This is a genomic window from Marinobacter arenosus (assembly GCF_019264345.1).
Classification (GTDB): Bacteria; Pseudomonadota; Gammaproteobacteria; order Pseudomonadales; family Oleiphilaceae; genus Marinobacter; species Marinobacter arenosus.
Window position 1 is genome coordinate 674084 of record NZ_JAHVAO010000001.1, and the last position, 14445, is coordinate 688528.

The following is a 14445-nucleotide window of genomic DNA, read 5'->3' on the forward strand; positions in this document are numbered from 1 at the left end:
TTCTCCCTCATCTAAGGATGATCATCAGTCACGTTTAAAATTAGTTTTTCTGCTGCTGGAAAAGCTGATCCAGCTTTTGCTCGAACTCGTGATAGTTCAGGAAATCGTAAAGTTCCATCCGTGTTTGCATGAGATCGACCACGTCCTTCTGGTCCCCCTTCTCCAGAATATTCTGGTAAACCGACAGGGCGGCCTTGTTCATCGCCCGGAAGGCGCTCAGCGGGTACAGGACCATGTCAGCACCGGCATCGCCGAGCTCTGAACGGTTGTATAGCGGCGTGGCGCCAAACTCGGTAATGTTCGCCAGAATCGGCACATCCAGCGCGTCCGAGAACGCCTTGTAATGCTCAAGTTCGGTCACCGCCTCCGCGAAAATACCGTCGGCGCCCGCTTCGATGCACGCCTTGGCACGTTCGATAGCCGCGTCCAACCCTTCTTTCTGGAAGGCATCGGTACGAGCCATAATGAAGAAGTCATCATCCTCTCTGGCATCTACAGCGGCCTTGATGCGGTCAACCATTTCTTCCTGCGACACGATTTCCTTATTCGGTCGGTGGCCACAGCGTTTCTGGGCCACCTGATCCTCAATATGGACAGCGGCAGCACCCGCCCGTTCCATTTCACGAATCGTGCGGGCAATGTTGAAAGCCCCACCCCAACCGGTGTCGATATCCACCAGCAGCGGAAGGTCACAAGCGGCGGTTATGCGACGGACATCTTCGACAACGTCGTTCATGCTGGTCATGCCCAGATCCGGCAGACCGTAGGAGGCGTTTGCCACGCCGCCACCCGACAGATAAATGGCTTGATGCCCCACTTTCTGCGCCATCATCGCCGCATAGGCATTAATGGTTCCGACAATCTGCAGCGGCTGGTTTTCTTTCAGGGCCTTGCGGAAGCGTGCTCCCGGGGAAAGTTTGGTAGACATGTTGTGTACCCTCATCTATCAGATAGTTAAAACGCCTTCCTCAATCTTCTTTTCGATATTGCGGCGGGCGGCGTTGATGTGTCGTTTCATGAGAAATTCGGCGAGCTCTCCATCGCGTTGGGCGATGGCTTCGACGATACGGCGGTGTTCACCAAGCGCCAGATGGGGGCGCCCGGCGGAGGTGCTCAACCGGTAACGGTACATTCGCACCATGTAATAGAGATCACCCAAGAGCATCTGGGCCAGTTTGGTATTGCGGCTGCCGGTGGCAATGCGGTGATGGAAATCGTAATCACCCTCTGCCTGGTAATAGGCCTGCCCCTGAGCCTCTTCAATCATGCGTTCGTGAACATCCAGTGTAGCCTGCAGGTCGGATATTTCCGCGTCGGTCATGCGCTCAGCGGCCTGCCGGGCGGCAAGCCCTTCCATCACTTCCCGTATCCGATAGAGTTCAACCAACTCAGACGCGCTAACGGAAACGACTTTCACACCGGCGTGGGGACGACGAACCAGAAGACCACGTGACTCCAGGCGACCCAGGGCTTCACGAAGCGGCCCCCGGGTCAGATTGAATCGCGTGCACAGCTCCAGTTCACCGATCTTTTCACCGGGCGCGAGTTCCCCCTTCACAATGGACGTTTGCAGACAATCGAATGCCTCATCCGCGCGGGTGTATGTTTTTTCGGTGGCCTCAGGCATGCTTTGTTAACAATCCAGGATATTTTCCGGAGAAACTACGCCCAATTGCCCATATTGTCAACAATCCTTCAGGGCCAGAGACCGCATTGTCGACACATTCCGATGCCCATCAGTACAGTTCCCGCTCGCTGGGTGGCGGTGGCGAATACTGGTACACCCAGGTCTCGGTAAGCACTTCGTCACCCAACTTCAACACCACTTTCAGATCAATCGGGTCGCTTGCATCATCCGGAACAAGATCGAACATGGCCCGGTACCCGTTTATCGAAGCCAAGGGCCTCGCCGATGAGATTTCAACAGCGCCGCGGCTCACGGTGATGGCCGGCTCCACTTCGGCATCGTCCGCCAACATCTCCAGCATGCCACCGGCAAAATCGATAACGAACCGCCAGGAAAAATACGTCCGCTTTTGCCCAACGACCCCGCCCAGCCCGGTCCGGGTTGCACGCACGGTTGCCAGCTTCGACTCAACAGCAGGCACAATATCGCCCCAGGTCAGACGGTAGGAGAAAAGATACTCCTGTCCCGGAGACAAGGCCGTTTCAGGATTCCAGTACGCCACGATGTTGTCGAAGGTTTCATCAACCGTCGGTATTTCAACCAGATCAACACTGCCAGCGCCCCAGTCATCTCGCGGCTCCACCCAGAGGCCTGGACGACGATCGTAAAAAACGCCATCGTCCTGATAATGCTGGAAGTTCCGGTCCCGCTGCAGCAGTCCGAAGCCTTTCGGGTTTCGATCCACAAAACTGTTGTACCGGAGATTTTCTGGGTTGGCGATGGGGCGCCAGACCCACTGGTTCGCGCCCGTGTGCAGTAGCAGGCCATCCGAATCGTGGATTTCCGGCCGCCAGTCGTAGTCCATCCGGCGACTGTTCTCACCAACCTGGTACATACTGGTCAGTGGCGCGATGCCCAGCCTGTCGATTTCCTCCCGCGGATACAGCGCAACATCTACGTCCATGATGAACCGGGCACCGGGGTCAAGAACGAACGCATAGGCTCCCGTAACACTTGGTGAATCAAGCAACGCCCAGACCCTGAGGACGTTTGCGCCCGGCGCCGGCCGTTCCAGCCAGTATTCCGCGAATCGAGGAAACTCTTCCCCACCGGGCCCCGCCGTGTTGACTGCCAACCCGCGAGCGGACATTCCGTACTGCATCTCCTTCCCGACGGCCCGGAAATAGCTGGCCCCCAGAAAAGCCGCGAGATCCAGCGCAAAGTTGGTGTGGTAATGCACACGAAAGCCTGCGAATCCCAGGTCTCGGGGGAGTTCTCCCAAGGGTTGCTCCCCCTCGTACCTGAAATACTCGGGGTCATACTCCAGCGGCCACGCCATGCCATCGCGCAATTCATGAATTCGGACGGGGGTCTGGAAATACAGTCCAAGATGAAAGAGCTGAACCCGAAACGGCAGGGATTGATTGGCCCAGAGCGCCCGGTCGGGACGGAAACTGATTGCCTGATAATCGTCCCACGACAGCCCCTTGAGCGAATCGGGCAACTCCCCCTCGTGGGATTCATACGGAAGCTCAGACAAGTACCTTGCCCTGCCCTTAAGCCACTCATAGCTGAACGTTTTCGGACCATCTGAACCGCTGTCTCGCTCCGCAGCGAACAGCAGACCTGGCGAGAAGCAGTAGCCGCCTGCGCCTACGGCAAACCATCTGAGCAGTGAACGCCTGTCCATGCTTCCTCCTTAACGACACTCAAAAATTGGGCTCGCTGGGCGGGCTGCCCACCCGTTCCAGAATCCGCCGTTGAATGCACTGCCCCCAATACGTCCCTATCGACGCTTTCCAGGCCTCTTTATGGAGGTAATCCAGCGCCCACCGGTCCCTGGCGATATGGGCCAACTTTGCATTCGAAAGATAGACCGGCCCGAACTGAAGGCAGCTTTCCACATCGTCGGCCCAATGCCGCCGGCGAGCTTCAGGGGTATGAATGCGGGCGAATGCCTGGTGCAAACGGTTCACGTGCGGAATCAGTATCGCCTGCTGGAACGGCGTCAGACTCTGGTAAGGTCGACTCATTGACCGGTGTTTCAAGGCCAGCTTCAGCACCGGCGGCGGCTGGGATTCCTCGGGTATCATCAGCAGTCGCCTGCCCAGTAATCCCACACCCAGCGACTGGCGACTCAACAACACCGACGTCGGAGCCGACAAAATAAGCGGTACGGCGACCGGGAGCGACCAGAAGAAAAACAGGGTATCCAGATTCCAGGCAAACAGCGCCCAGGAGCTACCGACCAGCATGGCTGGAAGCTGGGTCCAGAAGCCGTCTCGCCATGTCATTTCTTCGGTCCGGTTCTGGCCGGCCCATTTCAGCGAAACATTGAACAGTGCCGCGAGCACAAAGCGGCTGTGAGCCAGCATCCGAACCGGCGCAAGCAGGACGGACACAAGAATTTCGAGCAGAACACTCTTGAACAGCTTCCCGTAACCACCAAAGGATGCGCCGGTACGCTGGACAACCGCGTCCAGAATCGCCAAAAATTTCGGGAAGAACAGCAGCAGCAACGTACTTAACGCCAACCCCAGCGCCCATTCGGGGCGCCACTCCGGCCACAAAGGGAACAAGCCTTGATAGCCTTCCGGAAAGTAATCGATCGGCGCCAGTGTCATCTGCGCCGCTGAGATCGTCACCGTGATAAGAAACAGCAGCCACAACGGCGAGGCCGCATACGCCATGATCCCGTTGAGAAACGCCATCCGGTGGGCAAATCGCAGCCCCGGCTCCGTAAGCAGGACCCAGAGATGCTGGAGATTACCCTTCGTCCACCGGTTGTCCCGCGCCAATTCGTCGCCCAGGGTCGGCGGCGATTCCTCGAAACTCCCCCCCAGCTCAGGCTCGAGCCAGACTTCGTAACCAGCCCGTCCCATGTAGGCCGCCTCGACAAAATCGTGGCTCATGATCGGGCCGCCGAACAACCCTCGACCTGACAGTTTTCGAAGCCCGCAATACTTCATGAAAGGCTGAACCCGAAGGATCGCGTTGTGGCCCCAGAACGCGGCGTCCCCCATCTGTACCGCAGCGAGGCCAGTGGCAAACAGGGGGGAATAGGAACGGTTCGCAAACTGCTGGACCCTGGCGAACAGTGATTTGCCGTTGATGACGTTCGGATTGGTCTGCAGAATCCCGACCTGGGGCTGCAATTCCATGATCTGCACCATCCGGCGAAGCGTCTTGCCACTCAACAGGCTGTCTGCATCCAGAGTGACCATGTACTTGTGGCGGCGTCCCCACCGACGCAGGAAGTCCGCCACATTGCCACTTTTGAAGTTCAGGTTGACCGGCCGGCGACGGTAGAAAATGCGCCCCTCGGCACCAAGCTCGGTGACCAGGTCGTACCAGGCGGCCTGCTCTTCCAGCCATACATCAGGGGATCGACTGTCGGAGAGGATGTAGAATTCGAACTGGTCAAGGTCGCCCTGGCTCGCAAGATCCTCGTAGACGGCCCTCAAGCCTTTGAGGGTCCAGTCAACCGGTTCGTGGTAGATGGGTAGCAGGATCGCCGTTTTCGCCAGTGGAACGGCATCAAGCTCCTCCTGGGTGTGCCGCCTCACCAGTGAATGGCGGTCGCCTCCGAAGGACCGTATCAGGAATCCCCAAACGGCGATCCAGAAGCCGATCGCAATCCAGACATACAGCACGGCGAACAGAAATATCAGGACTTTTTCAACCAAGGTGCCACCGTGGTACGGCAGTATCCATAGCAGATAATAGGTGGCTAACGCTGTCTGGCCGATTACCAGAAAGATCATCAAACTTCGACGAAAGAGCGCGACGCCACGCCAACCGTCCTGCTCGTCATTCGCCATTGTCTGCTCCGGGCCGGTCGTAGCCCATGCTGCCACGTTTCAGCGGTGGACAGATCTCAGGCACGGTGAATCCGGGTAACCCGAAGTACTCCGGGATCGTATCAATGGCCCGGTCCAGGGCACTGGTTTCGGCACCCTCGGCCTGAGAAGCCAGCACTGCCTTATCCAGCAACTGCAGAAGGCGTTGGCATTGGTCGGCGGTCATCTCTATGCCAGACTCCACAAGGTAGAGATAGACTCGGTTGAAGACATTCTGCAGATCAATGTCGCGCATTTGAAGAGTGACTCCCAGGGCGGCCTACTCGGATTGACGCATCAGGTTATTGCCAATGCCGAGTTCGTAAATCCAGGTCTCGGTAAGCGGCGCACCGTCAAGACTGAGAAAGGCCCGTAAAGACAGGACCTTGCCCGGTTCAGGGCGGGCCAGGATCGAAAGCCGCCACATGTCTTTGGGTTCGACGTACTGAACAAAGTGTTCCAGTATCTCTACGCCCTCTCCTCCGGACACGTTACTGACCACAGGCGCTTCCCTGGAAAGGCCGGACAGCTCCTCGCTCTCGAAATCAACGACAAATCGATAGGCATTGGGATTGTCCTGTGAGGCCTCACCGTTGCCGAAAAAGGTGGGGATAACGCGCCCTGTTTCCTGGCCACTGATATCAGGACCACCAAAACTCACGCGGTAATTGAACGCCAGGGTCTCCCCGGCAGTCATGGCCGTTTCCGGTTTCCAGAACGCCACAATGTTATCGTTCGACTCGGCATCGGTGGGCAATTCCAGCAGCACCACGTGCCCCGGCCCCCAACCATCCTCGCTTTCGACCCAGGCGCTTGGCCGGACGTCGTACCGGTGTTCAACATCCTCATAGGATTCAAACCGCTGATCCCGTTGCATCAGACCAAAGCCCTTGAGATTCGCGACCTGGTGGTAACTCATTCTCAGATTCTTCGGATTCAGCAACGGACGCCAGAGCCACTCCTCCGTCTCGGCGTCGTGAACGAGAAGTCCATCAGAATCATGAACTTCAGGACGCCATTGACCCATGGGTTTAACCGAGTTCTCTCCGTAGAAGAACATTGACGTCAAAGGCGCAAGCCCCAACTGCTCAACGTCCTCTCGGAAAAACAACCTGGCTGTGACCTCCACGTCGGTGGCTGCGCCTGGATGGATGACAAACCGATAGGCACCGGTGATCGAGACTCCATCCAGCAGCGCAAAGACCACCATCGAGTCTGATTCGGGTTCGGGTTGTTGAAGCCAGAACTCTGTGAACGACGGAAACTGCTCGCCTGAGGGCAATCCGGTGTTAATGGCGATGCCTCGTGCCGACAATCCCAGACGTTGACCCTGTCCCATTCCCCGGAAGTAGCTGGCTCCGCCGAAGACCAGGAACTGTTCTCGCGCATCGGCACCGGAAAACGGAAAATTGAGTTTGAAGCCTGCATAACCCAGGTCCGCGGGAATACGGTTTGTCAGGTCCGTGTCGGGGTACGTGAAGTCTTCCCGGCGGAAGGGGATGGCCTTCGTGTTACCTGCCGCCACCACATTGAGACGGACCGGGTGGGCGTAAAAGCTCCCCGGAGCCATCATTGTCACCTGGAACTTTGAGTCAGAGTCTCGCCATAAGGCGGCATCGGGATGGAACTGAATGGATCGATGTTGGGATGGGCTGAGTTCCCGAAGAAAATCAGGCACCTGCTTGGGCGGCTCGAACGCCTCTCCGGCCAGCGCCTCGGCCTTTTGCTCAACATCGCTGAAATCAAAGCCGTAAACCAGGCGTGGCAACGTCATAACCAATGCCAAGCAAAGTATGACTCGATACTTCCCGGTATCTGCCACGATCCTGCCCTCTTCCCTGCTCGCTTCCGATTGATCACCTATCAACATAGGCAAATCTAGCCATATGTGGCAACTGGAAAGTAGAGGAAACGAAGGTTACATGTCGACGAAAATGGAGAAAGAGAGGTCCGGACGTTTCGGAAGATCGATTTCCGGGTCTGAAACAGCCAGCATCTTACCCACACTTAATGCGGCGTAAAAATCACGGGCATCGAGTTTGAGGGAGACTTCGCCAACACTTGCACCACCCTCCTGAAGGCCGCCATGCTCCTCGCCGGGCGTCCAACCACGGAGAACAGCCATCTCGACGGAGGATTGAAATCCCCGAAGTACCGGAACCCGGAATTTTGGACTTCCCGCCTGAATTCGCAGCCAGCCACCCTCCTGAGCGTACTTGGTCTGCCCGCTGAAGCCCATCGCCAATGACGATCCTGCAATCTGGATCTTTTCTGCAGACGGAAGGTCTTCACCGGCCATCTGGTATTGCCCACCAAGCCCGACGGTCCATTCGTGGATATCCCGTTGGATTGATGCAGACAGCGCAAGCTTTCGGAACGGGTCTTCGGTGTAGGTACGGCCGGAAGTACTGGCGATTTCGCGGGATTCAACCCCGCCAAACGCTCTCAAGCTCGTGGAGGACTGCAACCCCGCCCACAACTCATGATCTTCCCGCACCTCGAGCCCCAGTTTGGAAATCTGATACTGGGTCTCTTCCTCCCAGCCAGTCGCATCGGCGGCGTTCGAGGTACCGGATGAATGGTTGAAAAGGCTGCTCAAGGAGAACCCACGCCAGGAAAGCAGCGGGCGACTGCCGCTGATTCTGAAGGCATCGTGTTCACTTCTGGCGTCAAATCTGTTTCCTTCACCAAGACTAACCCCGGCCCAGTCGCTGTTCTCGAATTCCATGCCGACATCGAAGTCGAGTACCGAAAGTCCGTAATTCAGAATCAGAGAACTGGATTCAAGGTTCTCCCGGCGGGAAACGCTGTCACGATAATTCAGCCCAATCCGGTGCTTTGACCAGCCCAGATCGTCGCTCGCAAAACCAAGACTGCCGTACGCGCGGTCGTCCTCGTGACTGGACGAACCTGTGACCTGGACCTTCGACGCCACATACCGCGCCACAGAGGGCAGCAGTTCGCCCGGGTAGGCTTCTGAAACCCCATTTGCGCCTTCATAGCCCGATGCGGCGCCCACATTGATGAGTGAAATGCACAGAATCAGTGCAAAAAAACGGGTGACTCGCACTCGCAATCCTTCGGGAGGTGACCAAAATATGAACAGCACTTTATCTGTGCAAGCGTCCCGAATGCCAGCCCGAATGACCAAAAATTACATTTCTTAATATCCGGGAATACATGCTGTTATGCATGTTTCTGCAAGTTGATTGCGAAGTGTTTCAGAGTGTAACCAGAAGCCCATCTGGCAACAATTCAGTTACCGTAGCTTACGCTTGAGCCCTGGCCCTCCATTTCAGTCGGCAACTTCGTTAAACTCGGCACAGTTTGTGTTTAGGCTAAAGTGAAAAGCTTGGAAGACTCCCATTCAGGGGATGTGAACGCTCAAAAAAGGACGAATTCCATGATCAAGAAATGCCTGTTCCCCGTTGCCGGATATGGCACCCGCTTTCTTCCGGCCACCAAGGCCATGCCGAAGGAAATTCTACCGGTCGTGAACAAGCCGCTGGTGCAGTACGGCGTGGAAGAGGCCGCAGAAGCCGGAATCCATGAATTCGGTTTTGTGACCGGGCGCGGCAAACGGGCCATCGAGGATCACTTCGACATCAGCTACGAGCTGGAGCATCAGATTGCAGGCTCCGGCAAGGAAGATTTGCTCGCTTCAATTCGCGACCTGATCGACAACAATACGTTTGCATTCACCCGGCAGAATGAAATGAAGGGCCTCGGCCACGCCATTCTGACCGGCCGCAACCTGGTCGGAGACAACCCTTTCGCGGTGGTACTGGCCGATGATTTCTGCCTGGGCCCGGATGGTGACGACGGCGTACTGGCCCAGATGGTCAAACTCTACAATCAGTTCCGTTGTTCCATCGTTGCCATCGAGGAGGTTCCGGAAAACGAGACCCACAAGTACGGTGTGATCGCGGGCGAGTCCATGAAAGATGGCCTCTATCGAATCACTGACATGGTTGAGAAGCCCGCGCCGGAAGACGCGCCCAGCAACCTCGCGATTATCGGCCGGTACATCCTGACTCCGGACATTTTCGACATCATCGAGCGAACGCCCGCAGGCAAGAACGGCGAAGTCCAGATTACCGATGCCCTACTGGAACAGGCTAAAAATGGGTGTGTACTGGCTTACCAGTTCAAGGGACGCCGCTTCGACTGTGGCAGCATTGACGGTTTCGTGGAGGCCACGAATTACGTCTATGAGAATATCTACAAGAAAGGAAACTGAGTTAACAGAGGTCCGCTAGCCACCCAGGATCTGAAGGATCATGCGCCGGTTTTCTGTGGAAGTATTGCGAAACCGGCGCAGCAGTTCCACTTCTTCCTCCGACAGCTGAACCCGGTTAATTTCCTGTTCCAGCTGTTTGATCGCGACGGAAAGGTCGTCGCTGTTGCTGAACGCCAAACCCGGTAACTCAAGCTGTCCACCACCGCCGGGCTCCTCCAGATCGAGCAGAACGTCAAGGGGCGTTTCGGTCCGCATGCAGAAATCGAGCAGTTCCGTCACACTGGGGTAAGTTCGCTGCCTGGCATCGGTTGCTTCCCAGCTTCTGACCCGGGTCTCCTCCACGCCGCACATCTGGGCGACATCCCATCGAGAGAGCCGGCCGTCCTCCCGAATCTGGCGCAAGCGACGATTGAACGTTTGCAGGTACCGCATAAGCTGGTTGCCTCTACCCTCAGCAGGGACGCCAGTGCATCTGGAGCCCGATACGATCCGGATCGTTCCGAAAAGTGAATCAAACTGGAAATGTAACGTACATATAGCTTTGCACACAATCGACCTTTAATGAATCCAACGGCGACGGAACAGGACGTTTATGGCTGCACACCCCCTGGACACCGAGACTGCCTGGCAACTGGTACTGCAAGCGGTCAATCGCAGCAACGTAACACTGGCGGTGCCGGAAACCAGCGAGGCGGCGGTGAGGCTAAACGGCCGGGGAGCGTGGCATCTCCTGCACCCTGCCACAGACAAAGCCAATGACCTGCTTTCCCTGTTCCTTCCCCTGTGCCGACCTCTTGAGGACGGCACCGTCTCCCGCGTAGTCGGACAACTCGGCCAAAGCCTGGATGGTCGAATCGCGACGGCAACCGGGCACTCCCGGTTTATTAACGGTGCCGACGGCATCACCCACCTGCATCGCATCCGCGCCGTTTCAGACGCTGTCGTTGTTGGCGCCGGGACAGCGACAACCGATAATCCAAGGCTGACTGTCAGACGCGCTCAGGGGCCCAACCCGGTTCGCGTCGTCATTGACCGGCATCGTCGGGTTCCGGACAGCCACCACCTGTTCACCGATGGCGAAGCCCCTACCTTGAGGCTGGTAGCCGGAACGTACCGGCCAAACCGCCCAGCCAGGATTGAAAGCGGTGTGACGGAAGTCCCCTGTCTGGGGCCCTGTCATGACAGCGAGACAGTGTGCCCGACCAACATACTTCGGGTGCTGGCTGACTTCGGCCTCCGCAAGGTCTTTGTTGAAGGGGGCGGCCTGACCGTGTCCGCCTTCCTTCGGGCTGGCGTACTCGACCGCCTTCATGTCATGGTCGCGCCCATGATCATCGGAAGCGGCAGACCGGCTTTTTCTCTCCCGGAAATTGACCTGCTGGAGGATGCGCTGCGTCCAAGGTCCCAACTGGTCAATCTGGGCAGTGATATGCTCTTTGATCTTGATTTTTCCTGACCGGGTCCCGCGCCCCACTCCCGGCCTGCTTGAGCCGGACGGTCAAAAACACCAGACCTGGTAGTGTGGACAGGAAAACGAGGGCGCCGTAACCGACGCTCAAAGCCACACCCTGCTCAGGCGGCAATCCCGCCATTGGCCAGAGTACGGCAGCCGCCCCTTCCCGAACGCCCCAGCCTGATACGGTGACTGGCAAAACCATGCTCAGTAGAAGAAGACAGCAGAGTGCAGCGGTCAAGATCATGGCGTTCCAGCTCGTGAGATGCCCCGCCCCATAAGCCAGAATCAAAAAGACCGCCAGGTAGCTGGCGAGGACGAGCACAGAGGAGCCCATCTGAATCGGGAAGGCCGGCCAGGCCACCAATGTCCGAACGATGTCTCGCCAGAGACCCCGGAGATAATGCCTCGCGCCGCGGCTGGAACGAATCAAATATCGGCCCAGAAGAAAAACCACGACCACCAGGCCCACCAGCCCCCACATCCACCATGGAGACTCCGGGGGCACGACGCCCACCTGTGCCAACCAGGACACAGAGATCAACACCGCGAGGCCCAGAACCAGTTGGCCGGACAACCGCTCGATGGCAACCCCGTGCATCGCATACAGCGGCTGACCACTGGCCCTGCCGTGCCGCCATGCCCGATTCACATCCCCCAGCACCCCGCCCGGGAGCACCTGGTTCAGGAAACTTGCGATGTAATACTCACGTAGCGCCACGCGGTACGTCAGCGAAACGCCCAGACGTCGCGCGGTATACCACCAGCGCCCGGAGGACAGCAGCACCTGGAGCACGGTGATAGCCAATGCGGGCAGCAGGAGGTCGATGGGCATCTGCGACAGCTCCTGCCACAGCGTTTGTCGATCGACTGACACAAGCACAGCAGCCAACAGGCACAACGCCACTACCCACTTGAGTAGCGGACGGCGTACTCGGTGCCCCTTCCCCTTCATTCCGACGCGGCCCCCGGCAAGGCCAGCAAGTCCAGATGTTGTACAGTGACGGACAGCGCCCCTTTTGCGAGCTGAGCCTTACGCCCCTCCCACCATTCGGTCAACGACGCCCGAGCGCCGGGGTCCTGCTCGTTGGCCGCCTCCACCCACCCTTCAAGCAACCTGCCGATCAAGAGCCTGTCCCTCGCTCCCAGGCGCCAGGGACTTTCGGCAACGGAGACGGTATAGCCGGCAGATTCCATCAGATCTTTCAGGACCCATGTGGCCTCGGCGCCCAGTGCGCGCCCCACACCCTTATCACGATGCTGGTGCCGGTTAACCAATTCACGGATGCGTTGGTCGTGTTCATGGGGCGGGTCCAGCTCAAACTGGCCCGCGTAACTCAGCACCACCAGTAGAGCCGATTTCCGGCATACAACAGCCTCGACCAGCGCCTTGAGCCATTCCGCTGAAACCAGGTCGATCAACGCAGACGCGGTTATCAAAGCGGCCTCAGTGGGAATATGGCGTCCCAGTGAACCCGCAGCCAGCTGAACAACGGAGTGGGACAGTTCGATGTCCGGCGCTGTCGGCCGCCTCCGGGCGTCCTCCAGCAGGGCGACGTCCTGGTCCAGCAATAACCAGCGCTGGCGAACCTGCAACTGTGGGATGAGGTACGCAGCATTGGAGCCGCGACCCGCACCAAGATCGACAATGGTAACGGACGATCCCGGACTGCCTGTCTGTCGATGCGTCGGGTAATCCATGTCCAGCCAACGGGCCAGAGCCCTCGTCAGTTTTTCCGAGCGTGCAGCGTGATCGGCCCCCTCGCGCCAGCGAAGCCAATCAATATCGAAGGCGCTTTCTTGCCTGACGCCCAACAAATCCTCCAGGGCGGCCTTAAATTCGACGGCTGCCTGCCGCCAATGTCTCAAACGGCCCGATTCCCGCCGCGCAAGGTTCGTCTGACGGGCCAACTCCTGAGGGTTCGCCAACCAGTATCTCAGCCGGGCAGACAAAGCCGCGACGTCACCCGCCTCATACTGAACGACGCCACCACGCATGGCCGTTTGCGCCAGCGCACCGCCACTGGATGTAATCACCGGGAGGCCCGCGGCCAGGGCTTCATCAATCACCATCCCATAGCCTTCGTAGAGCGACGGAAACACGAACAGATCAGCTTGACGATAGAGATCAAACAACTGATCGCCACTCACCTCACCCGTAATGTCCACCCGACTTTGGAGGCCCCGGGATTCAATCTGGGATCTGACACGCTCACTGTAATCACGCTGCCGATCGCAAGAGCCGGCCAGGGTGCAGTGCCAGGGCAGCGACCTCAATTCGGCCAACGCATCGATCAGTTGATGCTGGGCTTTGCGCGGCGACAAATGGGCCACACACAGAATACGAGGTGGTTCGCCGGGACCGCGAATAGCATGGTCGGTTGTCGAAGACCCTGGAAATGACTGCACACCCGGCTCGACGGTCCGGATGTTTTGCGCAGGAACCCCGAAGTCCGCCAGCCGCTCGGCAGTGAACCTGCTGGTGGTGATTACTTTGCCGACTGCCGCCAGGGACCGAGTCTCCTGTGCAAAAAACCACCGCTGCTCCTCAGCGGTCAGGCCCGTTTCATCCGCCAGCGGGTGATGCACCAGCGCAATCAGGCTCAGTCGCGAGGCATGGGCCTGGACGACCTCGGGCAGGCCGCCCATAGCGAGACCGTCAAGTACGACTACCGCACCATCGGGATAGCCCTGCAGACAGTCATCCAACGCGGCCTTCGCTTCTTCATCAGGCCGAGGGAAGCGCCCAGGCACACCGGTAACGCGCGCCATGCCATCCGATTGGTTCAAAGCCTCGACCAGGAGCCGGACATAGCGGTAGCCGCCTGTATTCTGGTTCGGGTCCCCGGGGACCACAAACTCGACCTCCCAGGGTGTCTCAGATCCCGGCATGGTAACTGGCCCAGGCAATGTGAGACTCAGAGAGGGTCACTTTCAGGCTGGCAATACCCTTGCCCGACTCACCGAGTCGCCCTGCTCGAATCGCATCCGCCATTCGCTCGAAAACGACGCTGGCCATGAATTCGGTGGTGGTATTACGGCCTTCGAATGCCTCAATCTGATCGAGGTTCTGCATGGTAAATTCCCCAAGCACCTCCTTGAGAACGGTCGATGCCAGGCCGATGTCCACCACCAGATTGTCTGAGTCCAGTTGCTTCCGCTCGAACGAAACGTCGACCACGTAGGTGGCCCCGTGAAGCTTCTGAGCCGGACCAAATATTTCCCCATTAAAACTGTGCGCAATCATCATGTGGTCGCGAACGGTCAGACTGAACATAGAAAATCC

13 protein-coding genes are annotated in these 14445 nt (G+C 58.0%); 2 read left to right on the forward strand and 11 right to left on the reverse strand.

Going from position 1 to position 14445, the window contains the following annotated elements; genetic code table 11:
• Positions 1 to 40: 40 nt before the first annotated feature.
• The 7 genes from prpB to KXD86_RS03065 form a co-directional block, all read right to left on the reverse strand.
• Positions 41 to 928, reverse strand: a complete 888-nt coding sequence (prpB, locus tag KXD86_RS03035) for a methylisocitrate lyase (protein ID WP_218634609.1) — start codon at positions 926 to 928, stop codon at positions 41 to 43.
• Positions 929 to 946: 18 nt separating this feature from the next.
• A complete protein-coding gene (locus KXD86_RS03040; protein ID WP_218634610.1) occupies positions 947 to 1627 on the reverse strand; it encodes a GntR family transcriptional regulator in 681 nt (226 codons plus the stop codon).
• A gap of 109 nt (positions 1628 to 1736) precedes the next feature.
• Positions 1737 to 3317, reverse strand: coding sequence for an OpgD/OpgG family glucan biosynthesis protein (locus KXD86_RS03045; protein ID WP_218634611.1), 1581 nt, complete (start codon positions 3315 to 3317; stop codon positions 1737 to 1739).
• A 19-nt stretch (positions 3318 to 3336) separates the two neighbouring features.
• A complete protein-coding gene (gene mdoH, locus KXD86_RS03050; protein WP_218634612.1) occupies positions 3337 to 5448 on the reverse strand; it encodes a glucans biosynthesis glucosyltransferase MdoH in 2112 nt (703 codons plus the stop codon).
• A complete protein-coding gene (locus tag KXD86_RS03055) occupies positions 5438 to 5722 on the reverse strand; it encodes a hypothetical protein (RefSeq protein WP_218634613.1) in 285 nt (94 codons plus the stop codon). The genes mdoH and KXD86_RS03055 overlap by 11 nt, the downstream gene beginning before the upstream one ends.
• A 24-nt stretch (positions 5723 to 5746) precedes the next feature.
• Positions 5747 to 7240, reverse strand: a complete 1494-nt coding sequence (locus KXD86_RS03060) for a glucan biosynthesis protein G (protein ID WP_218634614.1) — start codon at positions 7238 to 7240, stop codon at positions 5747 to 5749.
• A 144-nt stretch (positions 7241 to 7384) separates the two neighbouring features.
• Positions 7385 to 8536: a ShlB/FhaC/HecB family protein gene (locus KXD86_RS03065; protein ID WP_218634615.1), complete on the reverse strand. Its 1152-nt coding sequence runs from the start codon at positions 8534 to 8536 to the stop codon at positions 7385 to 7387.
• A gap of 333 nt (positions 8537 to 8869) precedes the next feature.
• On the opposite strand from KXD86_RS03065, the gene galU reads away from it, so the two are divergent.
• Positions 8870 to 9706 carry a UTP--glucose-1-phosphate uridylyltransferase GalU gene (galU, locus tag KXD86_RS03070; protein WP_218634616.1) on the forward strand — a complete coding sequence of 279 codons (837 nt, stop codon included), beginning with the start codon at positions 8870 to 8872 and terminating at the stop codon, positions 9704 to 9706.
• Positions 9707 to 9721: 15 nt separating this feature from the next.
• Here the strand turns inward: galU and KXD86_RS03075 are convergent, their stop codons facing one another.
• A complete protein-coding gene (locus tag KXD86_RS03075; protein WP_218634617.1) occupies positions 9722 to 10138 on the reverse strand; it encodes a helix-turn-helix transcriptional regulator in 417 nt (138 codons plus the stop codon).
• A 160-nt stretch (positions 10139 to 10298) separates the two neighbouring features.
• On the opposite strand from KXD86_RS03075, the gene KXD86_RS03080 reads away from it, so the two are divergent.
• Complete coding sequence (locus tag KXD86_RS03080) at positions 10299 to 11162, forward strand: RibD family protein (protein ID WP_218634618.1); 864 nt, start codon at positions 10299 to 10301, stop codon at positions 11160 to 11162.
• Here KXD86_RS03080 and KXD86_RS03085 read toward each other — a convergent pair.
• From KXD86_RS03085 to KXD86_RS03095, 3 genes are read right to left on the reverse strand one after another with little or no spacing between them, the layout of a single operon-like run.
• The gene (locus tag KXD86_RS03085) at positions 11119 to 12114 is read right to left on the reverse strand and encodes a lysylphosphatidylglycerol synthase transmembrane domain-containing protein (protein ID WP_218634619.1); all 996 of its coding nucleotides are present in this window, start codon (positions 12112 to 12114) and stop codon (positions 11119 to 11121) included. The genes KXD86_RS03080 and KXD86_RS03085 overlap by 44 nt on opposite strands.
• On the reverse strand, positions 12111 to 14051 hold the full coding sequence (locus tag KXD86_RS03090; RefSeq protein WP_218634620.1) for a glycosyltransferase family 4 protein: 1941 nt from the start codon (positions 14049 to 14051) through the stop codon (positions 12111 to 12113). The genes KXD86_RS03085 and KXD86_RS03090 overlap by 4 nt, the downstream gene beginning before the upstream one ends.
• The gene (locus KXD86_RS03095; RefSeq protein WP_218634621.1) at positions 14038 to 14436 is read right to left on the reverse strand and encodes a 6-pyruvoyl trahydropterin synthase family protein; all 399 of its coding nucleotides are present in this window, start codon (positions 14434 to 14436) and stop codon (positions 14038 to 14040) included. The genes KXD86_RS03090 and KXD86_RS03095 overlap by 14 nt, the downstream gene beginning before the upstream one ends.
• Positions 14437 to 14445 lie beyond the last annotated feature (9 nt).

What these genes read in the sequence shown, in the direction of transcription:
- prpB (WP_218634609.1), bottom strand. Translation starts at nt 928, where the DNA reads ATGTCTACCAAACTTTCCCCGGGAGCACGCTTCCGCAAGGCCCTGAAA.
- KXD86_RS03040 (WP_218634610.1), bottom strand. Translation starts at nt 1,627, where the DNA reads ATGCCTGAGGCCACCGAAAAAACATACACCCGCGCGGATGAGGCATTC.
- KXD86_RS03045 (WP_218634611.1), bottom strand. Translation starts at nt 3,317, where the DNA reads ATGGACAGGCGTTCACTGCTCAGATGGTTTGCCGTAGGCGCAGGCGGC.
- mdoH (WP_218634612.1), bottom strand. Translation starts at nt 5,448, where the DNA reads ATGGCGAATGACGAGCAGGACGGTTGGCGTGGCGTCGCGCTCTTTCGT.
- KXD86_RS03055 (WP_218634613.1), bottom strand. Translation starts at nt 5,722, where the DNA reads ATGCGCGACATTGATCTGCAGAATGTCTTCAACCGAGTCTATCTCTAC.
- KXD86_RS03060 (WP_218634614.1), bottom strand. Translation starts at nt 7,240, where the DNA reads ATGACGTTGCCACGCCTGGTTTACGGCTTTGATTTCAGCGATGTTGAG.
- galU (WP_218634616.1), top strand. Translation starts at nt 8,870, where the DNA reads ATGATCAAGAAATGCCTGTTCCCCGTTGCCGGATATGGCACCCGCTTT.
- KXD86_RS03075 (WP_218634617.1), bottom strand. Translation starts at nt 10,138, where the DNA reads ATGCGGTACCTGCAAACGTTCAATCGTCGCTTGCGCCAGATTCGGGAG.
- KXD86_RS03080 (WP_218634618.1), top strand. Translation starts at nt 10,299, where the DNA reads ATGGCTGCACACCCCCTGGACACCGAGACTGCCTGGCAACTGGTACTG.
- KXD86_RS03085 (WP_218634619.1), bottom strand. Translation starts at nt 12,114, where the DNA reads ATGAAGGGGAAGGGGCACCGAGTACGCCGTCCGCTACTCAAGTGGGTA.
- KXD86_RS03090 (WP_218634620.1), bottom strand. Translation starts at nt 14,051, where the DNA reads ATGCCGGGATCTGAGACACCCTGGGAGGTCGAGTTTGTGGTCCCCGGG.
- KXD86_RS03095 (WP_218634621.1), bottom strand. Translation starts at nt 14,436, where the DNA reads ATGTTCAGTCTGACCGTTCGCGACCACATGATGATTGCGCACAGTTTT.